The 21,252-nt window shown below is 63.8% G+C and carries 23 protein-coding genes and 2 tRNA genes; 16 read left to right on the top strand and 9 right to left on the bottom strand.

Annotated elements, in window-relative coordinates; genetic code table 11:
* The 6 genes from ACUYV6_RS05915 to ACUYV6_RS05940 form a co-directional block, all read left to right on the top strand.
* Positions 1 to 696 (top strand): hypothetical protein (locus ACUYV6_RS05915; RefSeq protein WP_449277731.1); only part of this gene is annotated, 696 nt, incomplete at its 5' end.
* Positions 697 to 789: 93 nt separating this feature from the next.
* Complete coding sequence (locus tag ACUYV6_RS05920) at positions 790 to 1,716, top strand: DUF5819 family protein (RefSeq protein WP_449277732.1); 927 nt, start codon at positions 790 to 792, stop codon at positions 1,714 to 1,716.
* On the top strand, positions 1,713 to 2,759 hold the full coding sequence (locus ACUYV6_RS05925; protein WP_449277733.1) for an HTTM domain-containing protein: 1,047 nt from the start codon (positions 1,713 to 1,715) through the stop codon (positions 2,757 to 2,759). Before ACUYV6_RS05920 ends, ACUYV6_RS05925 begins: the two co-directional genes overlap by 4 nt.
* A gap of 307 nt (positions 2,760 to 3,066) precedes the next feature.
* Positions 3,067 to 4,452 carry an amino acid permease gene (locus ACUYV6_RS05930; protein ID WP_449277734.1) on the top strand — a complete coding sequence of 462 codons (1,386 nt, stop codon included), beginning with the start codon at positions 3,067 to 3,069 and terminating at the stop codon, positions 4,450 to 4,452.
* Between the two features lie 62 nt (positions 4,453 to 4,514).
* On the top strand, positions 4,515 to 4,799 hold the full coding sequence (locus ACUYV6_RS05935; protein ID WP_449277735.1) for a hypothetical protein: 285 nt from the start codon (positions 4,515 to 4,517) through the stop codon (positions 4,797 to 4,799).
* Positions 4,800 to 4,909: 110 nt separating this feature from the next.
* The gene (locus ACUYV6_RS05940; protein WP_449277736.1) at positions 4,910 to 5,167 is read left to right on the top strand and encodes a hypothetical protein; all 258 of its coding nucleotides are present in this window, start codon (positions 4,910 to 4,912) and stop codon (positions 5,165 to 5,167) included.
* A 181-nt stretch (positions 5,168 to 5,348) separates the two neighbouring features.
* On the opposite strand, the gene ACUYV6_RS05945 is transcribed toward ACUYV6_RS05940, so the two are convergent.
* A tRNA-Ser gene (locus ACUYV6_RS05945) sits at positions 5,349 to 5,439 on the bottom strand.
* 108 nt (positions 5,440 to 5,547) lie between these two features.
* On the opposite strand from ACUYV6_RS05945, the gene radA reads away from it, so the two are divergent.
* Complete coding sequence (gene radA, locus ACUYV6_RS05950; RefSeq protein WP_449277737.1) at positions 5,548 to 6,891, top strand: DNA repair protein RadA; 1,344 nt, start codon at positions 5,548 to 5,550, stop codon at positions 6,889 to 6,891.
* Between the two features lie 51 nt (positions 6,892 to 6,942).
* Positions 6,943 to 8,406 carry a malate dehydrogenase (quinone) gene (mqo, locus tag ACUYV6_RS05955; protein WP_449277919.1) on the top strand — a complete coding sequence of 488 codons (1,464 nt, stop codon included), beginning with the start codon at positions 6,943 to 6,945 and terminating at the stop codon, positions 8,404 to 8,406.
* A gap of 72 nt (positions 8,407 to 8,478) precedes the next feature.
* On the opposite strand, the gene ACUYV6_RS05960 is transcribed toward mqo, so the two are convergent.
* The gene (locus tag ACUYV6_RS05960; RefSeq protein ID WP_449277738.1) at positions 8,479 to 9,234 is read right to left on the bottom strand and encodes an HAD-IIB family hydrolase; all 756 of its coding nucleotides are present in this window, start codon (positions 9,232 to 9,234) and stop codon (positions 8,479 to 8,481) included.
* 113 nt (positions 9,235 to 9,347) lie between these two features.
* Between ACUYV6_RS05960 and ACUYV6_RS05965 the strand changes: the two genes are divergently transcribed.
* Positions 9,348 to 9,424: transfer RNA gene (locus ACUYV6_RS05965), tRNA-Pro, on the top strand.
* 491 nt (positions 9,425 to 9,915) lie between these two features.
* Here the strand turns inward: ACUYV6_RS05965 and ACUYV6_RS05970 are convergent.
* Complete coding sequence (locus ACUYV6_RS05970) at positions 9,916 to 10,530, bottom strand: LysE family translocator (RefSeq protein ID WP_449277739.1); 615 nt, start codon at positions 10,528 to 10,530, stop codon at positions 9,916 to 9,918.
* Positions 10,531 to 10,901: 371 nt separating this feature from the next.
* Between ACUYV6_RS05970 and ACUYV6_RS05975 the strand changes: the two genes are divergently transcribed.
* The 3 genes from ACUYV6_RS05975 to ACUYV6_RS05985 are packed head-to-tail and all read left to right on the top strand — an operon-like array spanning position 10,902 to position 11,411.
* Positions 10,902 to 11,027 carry a hypothetical protein gene (locus ACUYV6_RS05975; protein WP_449277740.1) on the top strand — a complete coding sequence of 42 codons (126 nt, stop codon included), beginning with the start codon at positions 10,902 to 10,904 and terminating at the stop codon, positions 11,025 to 11,027.
* 10 nt (positions 11,028 to 11,037) lie between these two features.
* A complete protein-coding gene (locus ACUYV6_RS05980; protein ID WP_449277741.1) occupies positions 11,038 to 11,196 on the top strand; it encodes a hypothetical protein in 159 nt (52 codons plus the stop codon).
* Between the two features lie 20 nt (positions 11,197 to 11,216).
* Positions 11,217 to 11,411: a hypothetical protein gene (locus tag ACUYV6_RS05985; RefSeq protein ID WP_449277742.1), complete on the top strand. Its 195-nt coding sequence runs from the start codon at positions 11,217 to 11,219 to the stop codon at positions 11,409 to 11,411.
* A gap of 559 nt (positions 11,412 to 11,970) precedes the next feature.
* Here ACUYV6_RS05985 and ACUYV6_RS05990 read toward each other — a convergent pair.
* Entirely contained in the window at positions 11,971 to 12,369 is a 399-nt protein-coding gene (locus tag ACUYV6_RS05990; protein ID WP_449277743.1) for a GlcG/HbpS family heme-binding protein, read from the bottom strand.
* 197 nt (positions 12,370 to 12,566) lie between these two features.
* On the opposite strand from ACUYV6_RS05990, the gene ACUYV6_RS05995 reads away from it, so the two are divergent.
* Together ACUYV6_RS05995 and ACUYV6_RS06000 are read left to right on the top strand one after the other, a co-directional pair.
* A complete protein-coding gene (locus ACUYV6_RS05995; RefSeq protein ID WP_449277744.1) occupies positions 12,567 to 13,817 on the top strand; it encodes a LuxR C-terminal-related transcriptional regulator in 1,251 nt (416 codons plus the stop codon).
* 46 nt (positions 13,818 to 13,863) lie between these two features.
* Complete coding sequence (locus ACUYV6_RS06000; protein WP_449277745.1) at positions 13,864 to 15,327, top strand: YibE/F family protein; 1,464 nt, start codon at positions 13,864 to 13,866, stop codon at positions 15,325 to 15,327.
* Here the strand turns inward: ACUYV6_RS06000 and ACUYV6_RS06005 are convergent.
* From ACUYV6_RS06005 to ACUYV6_RS06015, 3 genes are all read right to left on the bottom strand, one after another.
* A complete protein-coding gene (locus tag ACUYV6_RS06005) occupies positions 15,324 to 16,493 on the bottom strand; it encodes a cobalamin-independent methionine synthase II family protein (protein WP_449277746.1) in 1,170 nt (389 codons plus the stop codon). The genes ACUYV6_RS06000 and ACUYV6_RS06005 overlap by 4 nt on opposite strands.
* A gap of 152 nt (positions 16,494 to 16,645) precedes the next feature.
* On the bottom strand, positions 16,646 to 17,617 hold the full coding sequence (locus tag ACUYV6_RS06010; protein WP_449277747.1) for a LysR family transcriptional regulator: 972 nt from the start codon (positions 17,615 to 17,617) through the stop codon (positions 16,646 to 16,648).
* A gap of 27 nt (positions 17,618 to 17,644) precedes the next feature.
* Entirely contained in the window at positions 17,645 to 18,532 is an 888-nt protein-coding gene (locus tag ACUYV6_RS06015) for a carbon-nitrogen family hydrolase (RefSeq protein ID WP_449277748.1), read from the bottom strand.
* A gap of 57 nt (positions 18,533 to 18,589) precedes the next feature.
* Here ACUYV6_RS06015 and ACUYV6_RS06020 point away from each other — a divergent pair, with 57 nt between their 5' ends.
* Positions 18,590 to 19,165, top strand: coding sequence for an NUDIX hydrolase family protein (locus tag ACUYV6_RS06020; RefSeq protein WP_449277749.1), 576 nt, complete (start codon positions 18,590 to 18,592; stop codon positions 19,163 to 19,165).
* 152 nt (positions 19,166 to 19,317) lie between these two features.
* Here the strand turns inward: ACUYV6_RS06020 and ACUYV6_RS06025 are convergent, their stop codons facing one another.
* Entirely contained in the window at positions 19,318 to 20,112 is a 795-nt protein-coding gene (locus ACUYV6_RS06025; RefSeq protein WP_449277750.1) for a helix-turn-helix domain-containing protein, read from the bottom strand.
* Positions 20,113 to 20,194: 82 nt separating this feature from the next.
* Here ACUYV6_RS06025 and ACUYV6_RS06030 point away from each other — a divergent pair, with 82 nt between their 5' ends.
* Positions 20,195 to 20,698 (top strand): VOC family protein, encoded by a 504-nt coding sequence (locus tag ACUYV6_RS06030; RefSeq protein ID WP_449277751.1) that lies wholly within the window; start codon positions 20,195 to 20,197, stop codon positions 20,696 to 20,698.
* A gap of 92 nt (positions 20,699 to 20,790) precedes the next feature.
* On the opposite strand, the gene ACUYV6_RS06035 is transcribed toward ACUYV6_RS06030, so the two are convergent.
* Positions 20,791 to 21,243, bottom strand: coding sequence for a SprT-like domain-containing protein (locus tag ACUYV6_RS06035; protein ID WP_449277752.1), 453 nt, complete (start codon positions 21,241 to 21,243; stop codon positions 20,791 to 20,793).
* Positions 21,244 to 21,252: the final 9 nt, after the last annotated feature.

Here is a 21,252-nt window from a genome sequence, read left to right on the forward strand (position 1 = left end):
GATCCCGGCACTGAGCCTGGTGACGATCCTGGTACTGATCCGGGCACGGATCCTGGAGTAGACCCGGGTGCGGATCCTGGTACTGATCCCGGCACTGAGCCTGGTGACGATCCTGGTACTGATCCGGGAACGGACCCTGGTGCCGATCCCGGCGATGACCCTGGTACTGATCCAGGTACCGATCCGGGCACTGAGCCTGGTGATGATCCCGGCACTGACCCGGGTACCGACCCCAATGAGGTCACGGCTGAGCTGAGCGCAAGCCCCGGCGAGGTCTACTCGGGAGACACAGTCACCTTGACGGGCACTGGCTTTGCTTCAGATGAGAATGTCGTGCTGACAGTCCCTAACGGGTCGAAGCAGGACGTCCTCGCCGATGATTCGGGCGCCTTCACCACCACGTGGAAGGTCCCGGCCGGCCACGCTGCGGGTCTCGCGACCTTCAACGCGGAGGGTGAGAGCAGTGGCCGCACGGCCGATGCGAGCGTGACGGTGCTGGTCAAGGGCGGTCTCGGAGGGTCGGATCCCGTCGGCGCCGATCAGACCCGGGAGGGTTCCAGCGGTAGCGGATCCAAGCTCGCGGTCACAGGCGTCGATCTGGGAGCGGTCGCTCCGCTGGGCGCACTCCTGTTGCTCATGGGCGCCGGAGTCTTCCTCGCCTCGCGGAGGAAGGGATCGGACGTGAGCAGCGTCTGATCGCGTCGCGTGATGTAGCCGTGGCGGTTCGGAGTCCTCTCCGGGCCGCCACGGCTATCGCGATTTCCGAGTTTCTTTTCTTGGGGGATGACAATGGGTACCACCGTCGAGATGACCGATGCGGAGCAGCGGTCGCAGCAGGAGCCGAATCCTGAAGCGCAGCGGCGCAGGCCTGAATTTTCGCGATCTCCGATTTCTCGGCCGGCGAAGATCATTGCCGGTGTTGCAGTGGTGTTGCTCGCGATCCACATGGTGCTGACGGCTGTCTTCAATGCCCCGTCCCAGGAGATCAGGAGCAGTGCGCTCTGGGGTCTGTCCAACAGGTACGTCCAGCCCTATCTCGTGCAGGACTACAAGATCTTCGCTCCCGAACCCATTGACTCCGATCACCAGCTCTGGGTCCGCGCCTGGATCGAGACGCCCGGCGGCGATCGGGTGCGATCCGAATGGGTGAACTCGACTGAAGTCGAACTCTCCGCCTTCCATAGAAAGGTGCTGCGGAAGCAGTTGTCGATCATGGGTGCGGAGCGTCTGATGGCTGCGTACAGCAGACTCGGTGATGCGCACCGCGACGCGGCCGCGGTGAACCACCTCGACGGCGAGGCGCTCTATCCGCTTCGCGATGCGATGCTCGCCGCCGACGATTCCAACGTCGCAGCGGTCGACGCGTTCATCAGGGCGAACAACTTCGCCGCGTCCTACGCGTCACAGGTGTCGCAGGCGCTCTGGGGCGACCAGGGAGAGGTGCTGGCGGTCCAGACCCGGGCGGTGTATGACCCGGTGGTGCGCTGGAACGATCGAAAGGATCCCGATGCGGAGCGCCCGGCCGCGTCGTACACGGATCTCGGGTGGGTTCCGGTACTCGAATGGCACGGTCAGGATCGCGATGCGTTCGGGAAGACCTTCCGTTCGTGGGCCGACAACGCGGGCGTCGCCCCTGAGCTCGAGGATGCTGCATCGGGCGGGTCGCCGGCGAACAACGCGGAAGCGCAGAATCAGAACGAGGAGGGCGGGCGATGAACGGCGCGCAGCATGAAGCAACGCTGAAGACGCCCGGGCCGGTGGGCTCGCTCCCTGCGCGCTTCCTTCACTGGCTGCTCGATGAACGCCGCTCGACCTACGGCCTTGCGCTGATGCGGATCGGCATCGGAGCGATGACGGTCATCATCCTGGCGATGTATCTGCCCAATTTCTCGTACACCTTCGGCGAGGCGTCGCGCTGGGGTGAGGCGTTGTTCCGGACTTCGTCGGTGAACGATTTTGCTCAGCCGATCACGGCGTTGTTCTCTCGCGACGAGCCGGATGCCCTTCGGCTCACCAAGGTGATCCTGCTCATGGCCGTGGCGGTCGTGTACACCGCAGGATGGCGGATGCGGATCACCGCACCCGTGTTCACCATGATGTGGCTCGGCTTCACGACGCTGAACCCGGTCGTTTTCAACACTGGTCACTATCAGACCTTCCGCATCTTCCTACTGTTCCTCCTGCTCGCTGATACTTCCCGTCGCTGGTCACTCGACGCACGCCGGCGGAAGCACAGGGGCGAGGATCCCGCACTCGGACGGGGGAGCTGGCGATTGCCGCGATGGGTGCCGATGCTTTCGAACAATGTCGCCGTGATCCTCATCGGTTACCAGTTGTGCGTCATTTACGTCTCGAGTGCGCTGTGGAAGCTGCAGGGCAACACCTGGGTTTCAGGAGTGGCCTCGTACTATCCGCTGCAGATCGAGGAACTCACGCTCTTCCCGTGGCTCAACCACCTCGCCTGGCAGATCACGCCGCTCGTGTTCGTCGCCTCTTGGTTGAGCGTCTATGGTCAGCTGCTGTTCCCGGCGATGCTGCTGACCAAGCCGACCCGCATCATCGGGCTGGTGCTCGTCACCGGGATGCACGCGTCGATTGCGATTCTGTTGGCGCTGCCATGGTTCTCTTTGCTCATGATCGTGGGAGATATGATCTTCATCCGCGATTCCTCGTGGCGAGCGGGTTTCGCAGCTGTGCGTGAGCGAAGATGGAAGGCTCTCCGGAGAGTGCGGGCGGCCGTACCGGCTGGAACCGCCTGAGAGTGCCGGTGGACAGGTGCGGGCTCGCAACGTTCCGATGAGCTGACCCTGCCGCACACGTCGCGATGCATCCGCAGAGCCACCGTGCTTCTATTGCGGACGGATTTTTCATCCGATGATGTTGCGAGTAACTTTGGTCCGGGCTTTTTGCCCCTGAATCGAGTTACGCGCCTCAGAGCGCCGAAATCCAGGACTATCTATGACCTCTACTACGCAAGCCGAGAACCCCGACTATTCTCAGCCAGTCTCACCCGAGACTTCGGCCGGTCAGACGGTGACTCATAAGAAACTTCGCTCCCGTCACGTGATGATGATCACGCTGGGAGGGATCATCGGAGCCAGCCTCTTCGTCGGATCCGGCAATGTCATCCGCTCGGTCGGGCCGGCCGCGATCCTTTCTTACCTCATCGGTGGGCTCCTCGTCTTCCTGGCCATGCGCATGCTCGGCGAAATGGCCGCCGCGCGTCCGGCTATCGGATCCTTCATGGAATATGCACGCGTGGGACTCGGCAACTGGGCCGCCTACCTCGTGGGTTGGCTGTACTGGTACTTCTGGGTCGGCGTTCTTGCCTACGAAGCCGTACTCGGAGGCGAAACCCTGCATGAGTGGTTCTCGTTCCTCCCGTCCTGGGCTTGGTCACTCGCCCTCATCCTGATCTTCATCGTGGTCAACGCCATCTCGGTGCGCACCTTCGGCGAAGTCGAGTTCTGGCTGGCAAGCATCAAGGTGTTCGCCATCGTGGTCTTCCTCGGGGCCGGCCTGCTCTTCGCTCTCGGCCTCTGGCCCACCGCGTCATTCTCGGTTCCGAATCTGTGGGAGCACGGCGGGTTCGCGCCGAACGGCTACGGGATTGCGTTCACCGGCGTCGCCCTCGTGATCTTCTCCTACTTCGGCACGGAGATCGCGGTCATGGCCGCTGCGGAATCCGAGGACCCGGCCAAGGGAATCCGACAGGCCACCAGTACGGTGATCTGGCGCATCCTGCTCTTCTTCGTGGGAGCGGTGCTCATCATCACGATGGTGGTGCCGTGGGACGAGCTTCCCGAGCCCGTCAACGTCGCGGCAGCTCCCTTCACCTACGTGTTCTCGCTGCTCGGTCTGCCCGGTGCAGCTATGGTCATGCAGCTGATCATCTTCACCGCGGTGATCTCGGTGCTGAACTCGGGACTGTACTCGGCCTCGCGAATGTTCGCCGCCCTCGCCGACCAGGGCTTCGCTCCGAAATTCATAGCAAAGCGCTCGAAGAACGGCGTGCCGATGTGGGCGCTGCTCGCCTCGACAAGCGGCGCAGTAGCAGCGACGATCGTCAACTTCGTGGCGGCCGGCTCAGGCATCTTCGACTTCATCATGAACTCGGCCGGCCTCGTCGCGCTCTTCGTCTACGTCTTCATCGCGCTGACGCAAATGCGTCTGCGGCAGAAGATGTCACCCGAAGAAGTGTCGGGCCTGAAGCTGAAGATGTGGCTGCATCCCTGGCTCAACATTCTGCTGATCGCGGCCATTGTCGGCGTGCTCATCGTCATGCTCTCGTCTGAGACCGGGCGCACCCAGGTGTGGACGAGCCTCGTCGCCACGGTCGTACTCATCGTGTGCTGGCCGTTCGTCAGGAAGAACCTGATGAAGCGGAAGACCAAGGCCGACTCGAGCATTCTCGAGGGAGAAGTCGTCGGGCAAACCGTCTCGGAGCACTAGTGGCCCGATGTCGGCGCGGGCTCTCAAGGTACTGAAGTATGGGCCCTGCTACGGTGGTCCGCGTGGATACTCCGCGAAGTCATCGAGGCCTCGTCTTAGCTGCAGTCACCGGAGTACTCGCCCTGTTCGGGTTCGTGATCACGCTCATGCCCCGCACGGATCCATCCCTTTGGGGCGCCGTGCTCGTGGTCGGCACTCTTGGACCGATCGGTGGGCTCATCCTGGCAACTCTTGCCGGAGCCGCGCTCAATCGGGCCACCGACCGGCCGGCCCGAATCGTGGCAGTCGTCAGTATCGTGCTCTCGATCGCAGGCCTCTTCTCGGCGCTCTCGTTGTGGGGCCTCTGAAGAGATCAGTGGGATGCGGTCTCGCTACTCGACACGTGATAGGTGGACACGTAACTGCGCCCTCCCATAGCGTGGAAGAAGTCGACCGCATCTGAAGAAAGGGCCTTCCCATGTCGATCCGCAGAAAGTTCGCCGCTACCGGAACTACCGTCGCGCTCGTGATCGGTGGGGTCTTCACGGCGAGCCCGGCGTACGCCATGAACCACAGCTGGAGCGGCATGTGGGATTCCAAGGCCACCTGCCACTCCCAGACGGCGAAAAAGGTGGCGGCACTCAAGAAGCAGAAGGTGACCTACCTCAAGGTGCGGGCCACGTGCGCGGCGGTCGGTGGAAGCTACTACTCCCAATTCTCCTGGCGTACAAAGTAGAACCATTTTCGGTTTGCGCCTCTCTCGTCCTTCGGGTCGAGGGAGGCGCATCTTTGTTGGTGCCCTCATGCTGCACCGCCAGAGATCGGTGTCATCGACTGTTTCTGGCCGGCGACCTCGGTAACACGGCCCTGCGAGTACCGCAGAAAAGAAGAAAACCCCTGATAATCAGGGGTTTTCATGGCGGTGACGGTGGGATTTGAACCCACGGTAGGGGGTTACCCTACACAACATTTCGAGTGTTGCACCTTCGGCCGCTCGGACACGTCACCGCGAAAAAGAATACGTGATCTGGGTTGGTGAACGCGAATCGGCTTCTGGGTAACGGCGTGTCGCTGCGGATCTCGTCGATGTCGCATGCTGCCGTTAGGCTCCCCAGCATGGCGAGATCGAGCAATGGCTTTGCGTGCACCGAGTGTGGGTGGCAGGCCCCGAAATGGGTCGGTCGCTGTGGCGAGTGTCAGCAGTGGGGAACGGTTGAGGCTCGCGGAGCGGCGCGGGCCGGGCTCGCGCGCACGGTGCAGGCAGCGGCTCCGGTGTCCGGCCGGGAGGCGCGACCCATCACCGAGCTCAGCGGTGAGGTCGCGGCACATCGTCCGACAGGTATCTCGGAGCTCGACCGTGTGCTCGGTGGCGGTGTGGTTCCCGGTGCGGCGATCTTGTTCTCCGGTGAGCCAGGTGTCGGCAAGTCCACACTGCTGTTGGACGTCGCCGCCCGCACTGCCGAGAGCGGTCGCCGCGTGCTCTATGCGAGCGGAGAAGAGTCGACAGGGCAGATCCGCATGCGAGCCGAACGCACCGGGGCGTTGCACGACACCCTTTTCCTTGCGAGCGAGAATGACCTGGCGACCGTGCTCGGTCACATTGATGCGGTGCAGCCCGAGTTGCTCATCGTCGATTCTGTGCAGACGCTCGCGAGTGACCGGGTCGAGGGCGGTGCAGGCGGCCCGGCCCAAGTGCGGGAGGTCGCCTCAGCGCTCATTCGGGTGGCGAAGGAGCGCGGGATCCCGGTCGTTCTCGTTGGGCACGTGACCAAGGACGGCACCGTGGCCGGTCCCCGGTTGTTGGAACATCTTGTTGATGTCGTCTGTCATTTCGAGGGGGATCGGCAGAGTGCACTTCGCTTCCTTCGCAGCTTGAAGAACCGATTCGGTCCAACGGATGAGGTCGGGTGCTTCGAGATGTCGGGGAGTGGCATCAGGGAGGTGCCCGACCCCAGCGGTCTCTTCTTGAGTCGCAATGCAGAACCCGTGAGCGGTACGTGCGCAACGGTCGCCCTCGAAGGGCGTCGGGCGATGCCCGTCGAAGTTCAAGCTCTGGTGGCCAAGAGTGCGACACCCAACCCGCGCAGAGTGACGAGTGGTGTTGATTCGGCTCGAGTCGCCATGATCCTCGCGGTGCTCGAACGTCGAGCAGGCGTACGTCTGCATGACCAAGACGTGTATGTCTCGACGGTCGGAGGGGTGCGGCTTACAGAACCCGCGGCGGATCTCGCGATTGCTCTCGCAGTGATCTCCGCGGCGTCGGATCGTGCGATCCCACACAGCGTAGCAGCGGTGGGGGAGCTGAGCCTCGCAGGTGAAGTGCGGCCAGTCATGGCAAGCGAGCTGCGTGCGGGCGAGGCCTCCCGTCTCGGATACACGCGTGTGCTCGGCGCTGAGCTCGCGACGCTGGCGCGCGTCGCGGAGGCCGCACTCTCTCTTCGGAGAAGCGCGGTAGACTAGATCCCCGTGAGTGAAAACACTGTAGACGTCGTTCTTATCGGTGGTGGCGTGATGAGCGCCACGCTCGGCACCTTGATCAAGCAGGTGCAACCGGATTGGTCCATCGAGATCTTCGAGTCCCGAGAACAGGCCGCAGTCGAAAGCAGTAACGGCTGGAACAATGCCGGAACCGGCCACGCAGCGCTCTGCGAGCTGAACTACATGCCAGAGGGCGAAGACGGATCCCTCTCGGTCGACAAGGCTGTGTCCATCAATGAGCAGTTCCAGCTCTCCCGCCAGTGGTGGTCCGAGCTCGTGCGACAGGGCGTACTCTCTGATCCATCCAGCTTCATCAATCCGACGCCGCATATGACGTTCGTGCGTGGTGAGGAGAACGTCGAGTACCTCCGTCGACGCTACGAACTGCTGCGCGAAGAACCGCTCTTCGCCGATATGGAGTACAGCGAAGACGTCGAGACGATCGCCGAGTGGGCCCCGCTGCTCGTCGATCTGCGCGACAAGGAAGAAGTCTTCGCCGCGACACGCTCGGTCAGTGGTACTGATGTCGACTTCGGCGAACTCACGCGCCAGCTGATCGCTCATCTCTGCCAGAACGGCGCCCAGCTGCACACCGGGCATGAGGTGCGCAAGCTGCGGCGTCTCGAAGACGGCACCTGGGATGTGTTCGTACGTAACCGCGTGGGCTTCGGCAGCGCCAAGGTCAACGCGCGCTTCGTCTTCGTGGGCGCGGGTGGCGGTGCGCTTTCGCTCTTGCAGTCCTCCGGCATCCCTGAGATCAAGGGTTTCGGGGGGTTCCCGATCAGCGGCAAGTTCCTCCGCTGCGACAACCCCGAGGTCGTGGCCCAGCATCACGCGAAGGTGTACGGCAAGGCTGCGGTCGGTGCACCGCCGATGTCGGTTCCGCACCTCGACACCCGAGTTATCGACGGCAAGGAGAGTCTGCTCTTCGGCCCGTATGCCGGATTCAGCCCGAACTTCCTGAAGTACGGCTCGTGGTGGGATCTTCCAGGCTCGATCCGGCCCCACAACCTCGGCCCGATGCTGAAAGTCGGTCTCACCGAGTTCGCTCTCGAGAAGTACCTGCTGGGTGAGCTCATGGCGAGCCGTGAGAAGCAGATCGACACGCTGCGCGAGTACTTGCCGAGCGCTCGCTCCGAGGACTGGACCATGATCACTGCAGGCCAGCGCGTCCAGGTGATGAAGAAGGATCCTGAAGCGGGTGGCGTCCTGCAGTTCGGCACCGAGGTCATCACCGGTGCCGACGGCACGATTGCGGGCCTGCTGGGTGCTTCTCCCGGCGCATCGACGGCGGTGCACGCCATGCTCGGTGTGCTTGAAGACTGCTTCCCCGAAGAGTTCGCGTCACGCTGGAAGGCTCAGATCCAGCAGCAAGTTCCGGCTTTCGGGGTCGGCGTGAACCACGACCGCGCAGCGGCGGAGGCGACACTCGCTGAGACTGCTGAGGTGCTTGGCCTGGTCCCGGCCGCTGTTGAGGCCGTCGAAGTCACTGCTTGACCTCGGCCGTGTAACATCGACCGCCTGAGGCCGGCCGCCAGATACGTGGCGGGGCCGAAGAGTAGTCGAGTCTCAGTCGGCGAGTAACGCCTCGAGATATTCGACTGTGTCTTGCCACCCGCCAACCTCATGGCATTCGACGCCGAGTTCGAGCACCGGGTAGTCGTTGCCGTCAGGATCGAGACGATCGCCGACGAACAACATCCGGTCGAGCGAAATGCCGGTGTGCTCGACGAGCTTGCGCATACCGTACGCCTTATCGATTCCGCGCCTGGTGATGTCGACCGAGGTGGATCCTCCGCTGCGCACCTCGAGCGTGGGGAGGCGCTCTGCGACGACCGCTCGGAGCGCGTTCTTCTTCACTCCGTCCGGGTCCCAGGCCTGTTTCGCTGCAACGGGTGCTCGTTGGCCGAGAGCGGAGAAGGTGACTTGGGATCCGCGATCCTCGAGGATCGCGCCCCACGGATCGGCCTCCCACAGCCCGAGCCGCTTCGCCTCCGTCTCAAGCGCCGCGAACGACGCGTCGCGCTCCTCGGGGGTGAGGTGCTCCCGATAGACCGTGACCCACTTCCTGCCCTGCCGACGTTCGTAGCGGGTGCCACAGGTCGGGAGGAGGTGCAGGCGTTCGAGCAAGGCTTCGTCGACCCCGCCGAGACGCGAAACGAGCTGCGCCTCGAACTGTTCGAAATTGCCGCCAGAAATGACCGCGACCGCAGTGCGTTCCAGCAGTCGGGTGAAAACCTCCACCATGCGAGGATCGAGCGGCGACTTTGATGGGGCGAGGGTGTCGTCGAGGTCGAAAGCGACGAGATCTGGCAGGGTCGGCACGGCTCGATTCTGCCATAGCCGGAGCGCAGGATCCCGGGAGTGCGTGAGCGCCGGATCGTTTTGCGCCGTCCGCACTCGAGGCGCTAGAGTGTTCCTTGCGCCAATGGCGCAATCGGGATGTGGCGCAGCTTGGTAGCGCACGTCGTTCGGGACGACGGGGTCGCAGGTTCAAATCCTGTCATCCCGACCACGAGACCCGGAACTATCGCAGAATCACGCGAAAGTTCCGGGTCTTCTGTATTGTCACTGAAGAACGAATCTCGCTGCGGACACGTTTCAGAGACGATTGCGAGTCAGGACTCCTCCGCCGCAGGTCTCCATATGTCGGTTGCCGGATCTATGCTTCACCTCATCGAGAGGAGCCACCGTGACCAAGTAAACCGAACGCGACCGAACGCCGTATATCCAGATCGACATCGATCGGTGGGGCGTGATGCGCAAACCGAAGGGCTACCCCGCCGCGATCATCGCGCACATCGACGACTGTGAGGGCAATCGAATGTACGTTGACCGGGAGAGGGCGTTGCTGCATCACCAGTGACTCTTGCTCGGCCTGCTGGGACTCGCTCGAGGAAGCAAACCAGTCTGTGTCATGGGAGTTTCGTGCCCTTAAGGGTGTCGGTCCTTCACCTCTTGGACAGGGGTACCCGCGGCGTCGGTCGTAAATCGTCAAGAGGAGCACTAGACCTGAGACGGCTGCTTGGCAAAGAGCAAGAGCCCACCAAAGGTTATCATTCCGACCCCAGAACCACGCTGCAACCAGTGCAGTCGCTTCGCCGCGAACTTGAGAGCCAAGCGCCCCAATGCGCCATAGGCGAGAATCGCGACTGCTTCGAGCGGGAGGAACAGGCCCCCAAGAATCGCGTAGCTTAACCAGTAGTTCTGAGCATCGACGAACTGCGGGAAGAATGCGGCAAAGATCAGGATTGCTTTCGGATTACTCAGTGCCACAGCGGCCTCTGCTCGAAGTGCGTCCTTGAGCCTCAGTGAACGCACTTCGGTGACGGATTCAGGGTGGGCGCTACTCAGCAGGAGACGAATGCCGAGGTATACGAGATACACCGCGCCGATGACTTTGAGCACGTTGAACGCGACTGCAGACACACTCAGCAGAAAGCCCAGCCCCAGTGCGCTCACGATGATCATCGGAGCGAAGGCGGCGATTCTCGCGGTCCCGGCAAGGCTCGCAAAACCGATGCCTCTCTGCGCCCCATAGGTCACTGACAACAGGTTGTTCGGGCCAAAGGCCATGTTCAATGCAAAACACGCCGGAATAAACATCAAGAGATCGATCACCTCGGCACCTCCTATGTTCGAGACAGTACCGTGCAACTTGCTAAGACGAAACGTGCGCAAGCCCACGGACTCAGCGGGCTCGGGAAGCCCCTGCCCGACACACTCGCGCCGATGGCGAAGTGGCGTGGCGCGTTCCAGCACCGGGCGATTCTTCTCACCACGTGATACGTCGCGGGAAAAAAGTGATGGGTGCTTCCCAACGGCCAGTTGTTTGGAATGGCGGCGATCCTGTCGCCCCGCACCGTCGGCGACGAGACGACTATCAGCGACTCACTTGTGACCCGCGAAGGTGCCGGAGAAGCCTCAACCGTCATGACGTTCCGCGGCGACTCGCGCATGACCCTCGGACTGCCCCGAGAGCTGCACGACGAGTGGTTCGACCCCGAGCGCCCGGCGGAGCCGACCTTGTCGAGAAGACCGTCGCGGAGTCGGCGGTGATCCCGAGCGCGGTCACGACGGACCTGCCGGCGTCGGACGAGCCGCCGCCGCTCATCTAGGCTGGCCCGTATGCGAACTCGAGTCACTTACCGCGTCACAGACGGCAACGTCGCCGAAGCCTCGAGTACGGATCACCCCGCCTGGCCCGAAGTGGGTGCAGAAGCTGACACACGTATCCCGGAGGGTGCGCAGGTGCTCTACTGGCGGAAAGACGACTACCCAGCGTGAAGATTCGCGAAGAAGGAGGCATGGACTCCGGCCAGTCTCGGTTCAATGCGAGCAGCGCCGAGGAAACCATGCGTGAACTCGAAGAGCAGTATGCGCGGGGTGAGATCGAGAAGCACGCCTACTTCGAGAAGAAGCAGTCTCTCGTGCGCCTCTACCTCAAGGCTACGACGTCACCGAAGCGGCGCTACTACGACGATTACGACGGCCCGAGATAAGCCAGTTCTGGCCGTCCCCGCGAACGTGCTTCACTGCCCGATCCCTAAGGTCATATAGTCCTTTCGGGCTTCGGGGCGCAGGTACGACTTGAGTTGCCGTTGCGGCGTCAATACTTCGTAGCGTCGGCTACGGAAGCTATCGCCTTTTTTGCCGGTGTTGACGATCCTCTCTAGATCTTGGTAGGCGATCATGATTCCTGCCCGGATGCAATTATCTCGCCGTTCGCAAATCCGACTCTTTCGTGTTCAATTGCTATCTGAGGCACCCCTCGTTCTCTCGCTGCCTTGGATGAGCGCCTGTACAGGTTCGGCCGTCAAGGAGGCAGCGTTTGCGGTGAGGAACTCCATATCTAGTTAGCGCACCGACCTAATTCACGAGGCTGCTCAACCGAAAGGAGCGAGCAAGCGAGCTTCTCCTAGGCTGTCATCCGGCTCACCTCAAATCGCCTGGCGATAGACATGACCGTGTCGCAGGTTCAAATCCTGTCATCCCGACGAAAAGGCCTGATCAGAAGCTATTTCTGATCAGGCCGATTTTCGTTTGTGGGTGCTGCTTCGCTCAGAAGGCTTCGGCGCCGGCCTCTGCGGTGGAGTGGTCCTGCTCTCCCGAGCCGCCGCTCACACCAACCGCACCGACGACTTGTCCGTCCCGGCGCAGGGGAATGCCGCCGGCGAAGATCGCGACTCGACCATGGTTCGTGGCGTGGATACCGAAGAACTGCTGACCGGGCCCCGAGTTGTCTCCGAGATCCTTCGTCGTGATGTCGAAGGCGCGCGAGGTCCATGCCTTGCTGATGGAGATCTCGACGCTACCGATCCATGCGCCGTCCTGGCGCACATGTGCGACGAGGTTGCCTCCGGCATCGACGACAGCGATGTTCATCGGCTGACCGAGCTCATCTGCGCGCCGTTCCGCGGCAGCGATAACGCGACGTGCATCTTCAAGGGTGACTGACATGGTGGATCCTTTCGTTGCTCGCCTCGATCTGAGGCGGATGTATGTGCGTTCACAGACGATCCCGTCGGCGCGGGCTGCGTCACGTTCAGTCTGTGCCGTCCATTGGTGCGACTCAACGGCTCGGACGTGGTGCTCGAGCAATACTTTCGAATAGCCTCGTAGACAGGTGGTCCGTTCCCGCGGAGGAGGTCTGCGACATGGAGCTCGGCAAGTATCACCACGATCTGCTCTGCCGCATTGCTGACGTCGTGTCTGCGCCCCGCGATCGTCTGGCCGAAGAGTTGTCGTCGCTTCTCGCATCGGTGCTCGAGCATCGGACTCTTGCGCTGCTCGCGGCCGATGCGAGCGGTGGCTGGACAAGCTGGTACGGTGAGCGCAGATTTCCCGACGAACTCAGCAGACTCGAGCTCGATCGGTTGCGCCGGGAAGCACCCGAGGCGCAGACCGTGACGAGGAAGGTGCTCAACACTGGAGGGCATCGTCGCGCGGTGCTCCAGGCCGTCTCGCGCAATGGTGCACTCCTGGTGCTCGCTGATCCGGGGCCCGCTGATGCCGATGCGCTGGTGCTCGATATCTGGAACATCGTGGCAGTTCAGGTGCAGAGTCGAGCTGACGAGGCATCGGCGGCCTATCTGCACGATGCGAGGGTCTCGGCCGGCGAGCGTTTGAGCGCGCTCACAGCGTTGGCTGATGAGTACTCGACGACGCTCGAATCGGTGCTGGCAGTGCTCCGGTCATCGCACGTGGATGACCGGGCAGCGCGACGGCAGGCGGAGGCCCTCGCGACCGAAGGCCTTGTGGAGCTGCGCGCCGCCGGCGACCGGGTGCGCACCCTGTCCGAGGAACCTGTCGCGACGGCATTCGTTCGCTTGCAGCATGAGCTTCGTCCGGTCATGCGGCACCGTGATATCGCGGTGCAGTTCGTCGAACCTCCGCTTGATGGGCGTCCATTGCCGGGTGAGGTTGCGCGTGGCGCCCGTGCGGCGGTGCGGGGGGTGATTCTTGCGATTGCGGATCTCGCCGGCGTCACACGCGTCCGCGTGCAATGGGACTGCGACGGCACGCACCTCCTGATCAATATCCGTGATGACGGGCCGGGGCGTGAGCAAGACGCCGCAGCCTTGGAGCAGTCGGTGCAGCAGCGCATGCACGCGCTCGCCGCAGAGCTTTCGGTGGAGCACACAGCCGGGTGGGGCACCGAAATGTCGATGGCGATTCCGCTCGATCCACCCCGAACGCTCGTTGCGGCGTCGGTTACGGGAGACCTGAGGCCTCGTGAAGTCGAGGTGCTCCAGCTTCTCGTTGCCGGCTACCGGAACCGGGCCATCGCGTCGGAGCTGAACATCAGCGAGAACACGGTGAAGTTCCATGTCTCGCGCATTCTGCACGCGCTCGGGGTCGGATCCCGGGCCGAAGCGATCGCCGCGGTGCACGCCGAACGAGCCTGAGGTGCCTCCGACCCATGGGCCGACTCTCCGGCTACTATTGAGAATCGTGTTCATCAAAGATCGGCGCCCGACTCCGCACACGCATGATCTGCCGGCAGGAGCTGTCGTCACGAGCCGCCTGACCCGCATGGTCACCGCGATTGTTCTCGTGACGCTTGCCGCGGTGACGTTGACCGGTCTGGCGTTGCTGTGGCCCGACTACGGTGCTGTCGGCAAGGTGGCCGAGGGGAGCGTCTACGCGGTTGAAGGAGTGACCTACGAGCGCGGCGAGATTCTGGGTCTTGAAGACGGCTGCGATGAGGCGGGGGCAGGATCCGGGGAAGTCGGCACCGGGGAAGCCGGCGCCGAGAGCGAAGCCCAGCAGGCCTCGGGGGAGTGCCAAGTAGCGAGTGTTGGGCTCCGGTCAGGCCCCGACGCTGGCCGGATGGTGGATGTTACGTTGCGCGGTGCATACGCCGTTGCCGGGTTGCAGGTCGGAGACTCGATCGAGCTCGTCGCGCTGCCGAGCGCGCCGGCTCCCGAGCTCGGCGACGATGCAGGCGAGGCGAGCACAGGCGATGCACACGCAGATGAAGCATCACCGGGTACCGAGGCCCCGGAGGCGGAGCCTGAAACCGGGGCATCGAACAGCTACGAGATCAGCTCGACCTACACCGTGTCAGGCGTGGTCCGCGGTCTGCCGCTCGCGATCCTCGCCCTCGTCTTCGCGGCGGTCGTGATTGCGATCGGTCGCCTGAGAGGGTTCCTCGCGCTGATCGCCCTCGGAGTGGCGGCGTTCGTGCTCCTGGCCTTCGTGCTGCCGGCGTTGGTCGAGGGGAAGCCAGGACTGCTCGTCGCCCTGGTCGGGTCGAGCGCGATCATGTTCGTGATCTTGTATTTCGTGCACGGGTGGAATATGCGAACGACTGCTGCGCTCGTGGGAACGTTGTGCGGCATTTTGATCATGGCGGGGATCTCGCTGATCGCGGTGGCCGCGACGCGACTGAGCGGCATCGGCGATGAGGCGTCGGGGCAGCTCTCGACGATGGCGTCGCACATCGATTTCCGAGGGCTGCTCACCTGCGCGATCATCATTGCCGGGCTCGGGATCCTGAACGATGTGACCATCACCCAGGCGTCTTCAGTGTGGGAGTTGCGTGCGGCTGCTCCCGATATGCCGCGCAGTGAGATCTACGCGCGCGCGATGAGGATCGGCCGCGACCATCTCGCGTCCACCGTCTACACGGTGTTCTTCTCGTATGTCGGCGCGGCGATGGGCGTGCTCATCCTGCTCTACCTGTACGATCGACCGCTCTTCCTGCTGCTCTCCCAAGAAGACATCGCCATTGAGGTGGTGCGCACGCTGTGCGGCAGTATCGGTCTCATGCTCGCGATCCCGATCACGACCTGGGTCGCGGCGCGATTCGTGCCCGCCGCGACCGATGAGCTGCCCGCCGAGCAGCGCTGGACCGGGCGATCACTCGCCTCGGCCCAGCACGAGAACTCGGTCCAGCACTCAGGCCTGGATTAGCCCCAGAACTTCGTGGCGAGCTCGCGGCCCTGGTCGATCTTCGCCCACTGCTCGTCGATCGCGAGAGCATTGCCGTTGTCGCAGGAGGCGAAGCCGCACTGGTGCGAGAGGAAGAGGCGCTCCTTCGGAATGATCGTCGCGGCCTGCTCGAGCAGGCGCAGTGCGCGCGCCTCGTCGTCGAGGTCGGTCGTCTTGCTCGATAGCACGCCGAGAACGACCTCGACATCGTCGCGACCCTCGAAGGCGCGCAGCGCCTCGATGGAGCCCGCACGCTCGTCATCCCACTCGAGGAAGAAGCGGTCGTAGCGCTGCTGGCTGAGGAAGAGGTCGGCGATGGCGTCGTACGAACCGTCGCCCATGTTGCGGGAGGCGTAGTTGCCACGGCAATTGTGGGTCCATACGGTCAGGCCGAGCTCATGCGCGAAGTCGATGAGCTCGTTATTGATCGCGATGAATTCCTCGGCGATCTCGCGCCCGGCGTTCTCGAGTGGTGCCCCCTTCGAGAACGGCGAGTGAGCGTTGTCGTCGGCGAACAGCTCCCACAGGCAATCGTCGAGCTGCAGGATGCGTCCGCCTGCGGCGGCGTACTCTGCGGCGAACTCCTTGTACGCGCTCAGCAGGCCGGCCTTGAGTTCGTCGCGAGCCGCGTAGACGCCCTCTTCGCTGCCCGCGTGCGGAGCGCCCGACAGGATGCCCGACAGCTCCCCGAAGATGTGGGCAGGCGACGGGATGCACTGCTTGGTGTCGCGCCCGTCGGCCGCGGCGGCGACGCGCTGCCAGCACTCGATGAAGTGGTGGTTCTTGCCGCTGAGCGGAGCGACCACCTTGGTGCCGACGTCGCGGCGGGTCTCGAATGTGCCCTCACCGTCGAGGTCGCGGAAGAAGTAGCCGTTGTCGGCGATGACGCGCTCGACGCCGCCGAGGCCCCACACGAAGTCGGTGTGCCAGAGCGACTTGGTGTACTCGCCGTCGGTGAGCACATCGATGCCGTGCGCGATCTGCTCGGTGATGACGCCTTCAGTCGCCTTGATCTCGGTGTCGCGGTAACCGGGGACGTCTTCGTAGAACGGGTAGGTGACGTCATCGCGGACCTGGATCTGGTCCTTGTAATCGAGGAGCTCCTGCGGGCGCAGGAGGCTGCCGACGAGCTGGAAACGTGCGGTCATGGTGTGTCCTTCGAGAATGGTGGGGCAGGATCGTGGCCCTGCGCAGTTCAGCGACCGGCGTCGTCTGCGCGCCGATCGTTCTCACACCATGTTCCTCTGAACCATTCGCCATCGGGTAAGTGCTCTCGACGATAGGTTTACATAGTCTCAGGCTATGGCTTGGACGAGTATGCCGAAGCTTGCGGCGGGGCATCCGCGAGTTCGACGTCGAAGCCCGCCACGACCGTGCGCAGTTCCTCGAGATATCGGGTGGCCTGCCTGGATAGTGCGATGCCGGAGTGGGCGATCCATCCGATCTCGATGCGCTCGGTGATCCTCAATGGAATGGCGACGATGTTGGGGCCGTTGAGATCCTCACTCACGATGCCGGTCGAAATCGTGTAGCCCCCGATGCCGATCATCAGGTTGAAGATCGTTGCACGGTCGCTCACTCGAATCTGCTTGGCCGCGGGTGCCGTGCTCAGAATCTCTTCGGCGAGATGGAACGAGTTCTGCTGGCCCTGATCGTAGGAGAGGCGAGGATAGGGCTCGAGATCTTGCAGCGTCACAAACGGCTTTCGCGCCAGAGGGTTCTCGCTGCCGACGAAGACGTGCGGCTTCGCAATGAAAAGGGGATGGAACGTGAGCCCGGCGTCGCGCAGCAGACTGTCGATCACTCGCCGGTTGAAGTCGTTGCGGTACAGGATGCCGATCTCGGAGCGCATCGTGCGTACGTCCTCGATGAGGTCATGCGTGCGCGTCTCGCGCAGTGTGAACTCGTACTCCTCGACCTGCTCGGCCTGCACCATGTTGACGAACGCGTTGACCGCAAACGCATAGTGCTGCGTCGAGACTGCGATCTGCCGCTTCGACGGAGTGCGGTCGCCGTAGCGCCGTTCGAGGAGATCGGCCTGCTCGATGACCTGCCTCGCGTACCCCAGAAACTCGGTGCCATCAGCGGTGAGGGTGATGCCGCGCGACGAGCGGATGAAGAGCTCGGTGCCGAGGCGGGACTCGAGCTCCTTCATCGATGCCGACAAGCTCGGCTGCGAGAGATAGAGGATCGCGGCCGCGCCGGTGATCGATCCCTCGGCTGCGACTTCGACGAAGTATCTGAGCTGCTGCAGGGTCACGAGTTGATCCATGCGACCAGCTTCTCACGGGCGTTGCGGCTACTCCGCTCCGCTTGCCGTTGAGATGCCGGCGTAGTCGTCGAGACGGTCGGCGATGACCGGGAACTCCGTGCGAACCCGGTGCACGAGGCTCGGGTCGAGATCGACGATGAGTACCTCCTCGTCTGACCCGCACTCGGCGATGATTGCTCCCGTGGGGTCGACGACTCGGCTGTGCCCGCCGAGCTCAACACCGCCCTGCTGACCGCACGCGTTGCATGACAGGATCCAGACTTGGTGCTCGACGGCGCGGGCCTGCGTGAGCAGTCGCCAGTGCTCCCGTCGAGCGGCGGGCCAGGCCGCGGGAACCACGACCGCCTCGGCGCCCCGTGCGCTCAGCTGCTGCCAGAGGCCGGGGAAACGGAGGTCGTAGCACGTGGTGCTGCCGAGAGAGCCCACGGGGCTCGGGACGACGCTGAGCGTGTCACCGGGGGTGAGGAGCTCGGATTCGAGCGACTGGTAGCCGAAGACGTGGATCTTGCGGTAGGTCTGTGCGATCCGCCCCTGGGGATCGACGAGCACTGCCGTATTGTGCAGTCGCACCGCATCGACGTCGTCGGCTTCAGCGTTCTCGATGCGTTCGACGATGCTTCCGACGTGCACCCAAGCACCCAGGTCGCGGGCCACCCGCCGGCACATCTCGACAGTCGGGCCATCGAGCGTCTCCGAGAGTTCGCGGTACCGGTCGAACGAGAAGTACCCGGCGCTCCACAGCTCGGGGAGCACGAAGAAGTCGACGTCGTGCTGCGCTCGAAGCAAAGTCTCGACCCGTGCGATCCGGTCGGCCTGCGACTCGTCGTCGGGGCTCGCGACCTGCACGATAGCGATGCGCTGAGTCTCGCCGCTCGGGATGCTGTCGGGGTTGAGGATCGGACTCTCGGTACTCATGCCCTCCACCATAGGGGAGGGGCCGCGCTCTTGAGGACGTGGTGCCAGAATGAGGGTATGGCCATCGACACCGCAGATCGTCCTGAACCACCCGACCCCGAGGATCGCCCTGGTCCGGGACAGTACCCGGGGTGGCTGAGCGACGATGAACTCGCGTTCGTACGCGGCCGGGTGCCGATGGTCTACGTCGAGGCCGTGCCGGTCAGAGTCGACGGACACGGTCATGTGACCGAGGTCGGGCTATTGCTGCGGAGCACACCCGACGGTGTCATGACCCGCGCGTTCGTCTCGGGTCGCGTGCGGCACGGTGAACCGTTGCGCGAGGCGCTCTTCCGCCACCTCGAGAATGATCTTGGCCCGATGGCGTTTCCGCAGATCCCAGCGTCACCGGTTCCCGCGCAAGTGGCCGAGTACTTCCCGATGCCGGGCATCTCGGCTTTCCACGACGAACGCCAGCACGCCGTCTCGCTCCTGTACGTCGTGCCCGTTACGGGCAGCTGCAATCCCCGTCAGGATGCGCTCGAGGTGACTTGGATGCCGCCCGAGGATGCCCTCGCGGAATCGACTCTTGCCGAGCTCGGGGGCGGCCGCGGTGTCCTGCTGCGTCAGGCGCTGGCTTCCGTTGGTTGTTGACCTGATGACGGCGGAGGCGGAGCCTTCGCCGCCGCGGCCGGTGCCGCCCACGGCGGCAGCCCACGGAGCGAAGCGAGGGGCGGGCCGCGGTGTCCTGCTGCGTCAGGCGCTGGCTTCCGTTGGTTGTTGACCTGATGACGGCGGAGGCGGAGTCAAGCGCCAGCCCTGCTGCGATATTCGCTCGGAGTCACCCCGAGCAGTGACTTGAAATCGTTCGTGAAGTGGGCGTGATCGGTGTAGCCCAGTTCGCCGGCCAGTACTGCGACGGGGAGTGCGGGGTCTTCGCGCAGGCGTTCGGCCCCTTCTTGCAGTCGACGGCGTTGGATCATCGCACGTGCTGAGAGGCCGAAGCAGCGCGCGGCAATCCGTTGCACCGAACGCATCGACATGTGGAGGAGCGCCGGGATCTGATCGACCCTGACGATCCCAGGGTCTGCCAGCAGCTGCTCGAGCTCGTTCGCGAGCGCCCCCTCCGCTCCCTCGGCGGGTTCGGGGATGCGGTCGCTCAGCCAGGCTCCGAGGATCCGCACCGACTCCGATCTCCGGGCTGCGGCCGGGGTCTGCGAATCGTCCATGGTCTCGACGATTGCGCGGTGAATGTCGGGAGCGTGGATCGGTGTGGAGCTGTCGCGTAACTGTGACGGTTCCTCGGCAAGCGCGACCGCGGCGGCCGGCCGGAGTAGAGCCCCAACGGCCCAGCCCCGGCCGCGCAGGGTCTGTTCGGAGACCCGTGTGGCGGGGCCGAAGAGATGGATGCCGTGCGGTTCCACGACCAGGTTGCAGGCCGGGAAGGGGAGCAGCTCCTGCCGGGACTCGGCGCCTTCCGGCAGGTCCCACTCCGGGATCCAGAACCAGCGCAGGGCGTGGGAGAGTTCGGGCGCTGGCTCCAAGCGGTGAAACTCGGGTAGGCGCCCTGGGTAAAGCACGCCGCGTCGATCCTGATTCATGTTGCCCCGTTGCCTTCGTCTTTCGCGCGACCTGGCGCGAATTTGCAAGCCGCAGGCCTGCGCCGAAGTCTACGCTGGGGGCATGAACGCGAACGAGACCCGCGCCGCCAACGGTGCCCACACGACGAACGGCATGCCCCATGGCTCGACGAGCCTCACCCCCTTCCTTGCGATCGCTGATGCGGCGCGAGCGATCGAGTTCTACCGCGATGTCTTCGGCGCCCGAGTCATCGACACGACCGAGATGAACGGTCTCGTGGTGCACGCCGACCTGGACTTCGGTACCGGGCACTTGCAGCTCGGGGAGGCGGTTCCCGAGTACCATCTCGTGGCCGCACCCGAGGGTGAGGATGACTGCTACTCGATGGGACTCTACGTGCCCGACGTCGACGCGACGGTCGAGCGCGCGGTCGACGCAGGCGCGACGGTGCGCGAGAAGCCCAGCGATTTCGTCTCGGGGGATCGCTTTGCGAGCATTCGCGATCCGTTCGGGGTCCGGTGGTCGATCATGACACGGGTCGAGGATCTTTCTGAGGAGCAGAGCGCCGAGCGCGTTCGCGAGTGGGCGCGGAGTTTTGAAAGCTGAACGCGGAGCGTTCAGCCGAACTCCGCGCCGGGCTCACCAGCCCGGGAGTTTTGGAAGCTGAACGCGGAGCGTTCAGCCGAGCTCTGCGCCTGTTATCGTCTGCGCCACTCGATGCGGTGGGCGTCTGAGTATCCGCGCGAGCATTTGCCGCACGACACCGGGCGTGATCCGGGCTTCCTGAAACGGACGTGCTCGTGCCCGGCCGGGCAGTGCCCTACCCACGGCGCGAGTTCACTCGCGATCTCGCCGTCGTGCGTACGTCCACCGACGTAGCCGATTTCGGCGGCGATGCGCTTCCACTCGGCGCCGTGCCCGGCCCGTGGCCCGGCCATGGCGTGCGCGACCTCATGCAGCAGCACCTGGTGAATCTCGTCGTCGTCGAAGCGTGCGGCGAGGTAGCGCGAGACGGTGATGCGCCGCTCGGTGAAGTTGCACAGTCCGGCGCGGCGTTTCGCGTTGTCGAACCCGAAGCTCCAGATTTGCGGATCGAGGTGCATGCGGATGAGCGCATTCGCCCACACGCGGACGCGGTCGAGGTCGGACATGCCCGGTCA

Source organism: Leucobacter sp. GX24907, assembly GCF_053567335.1.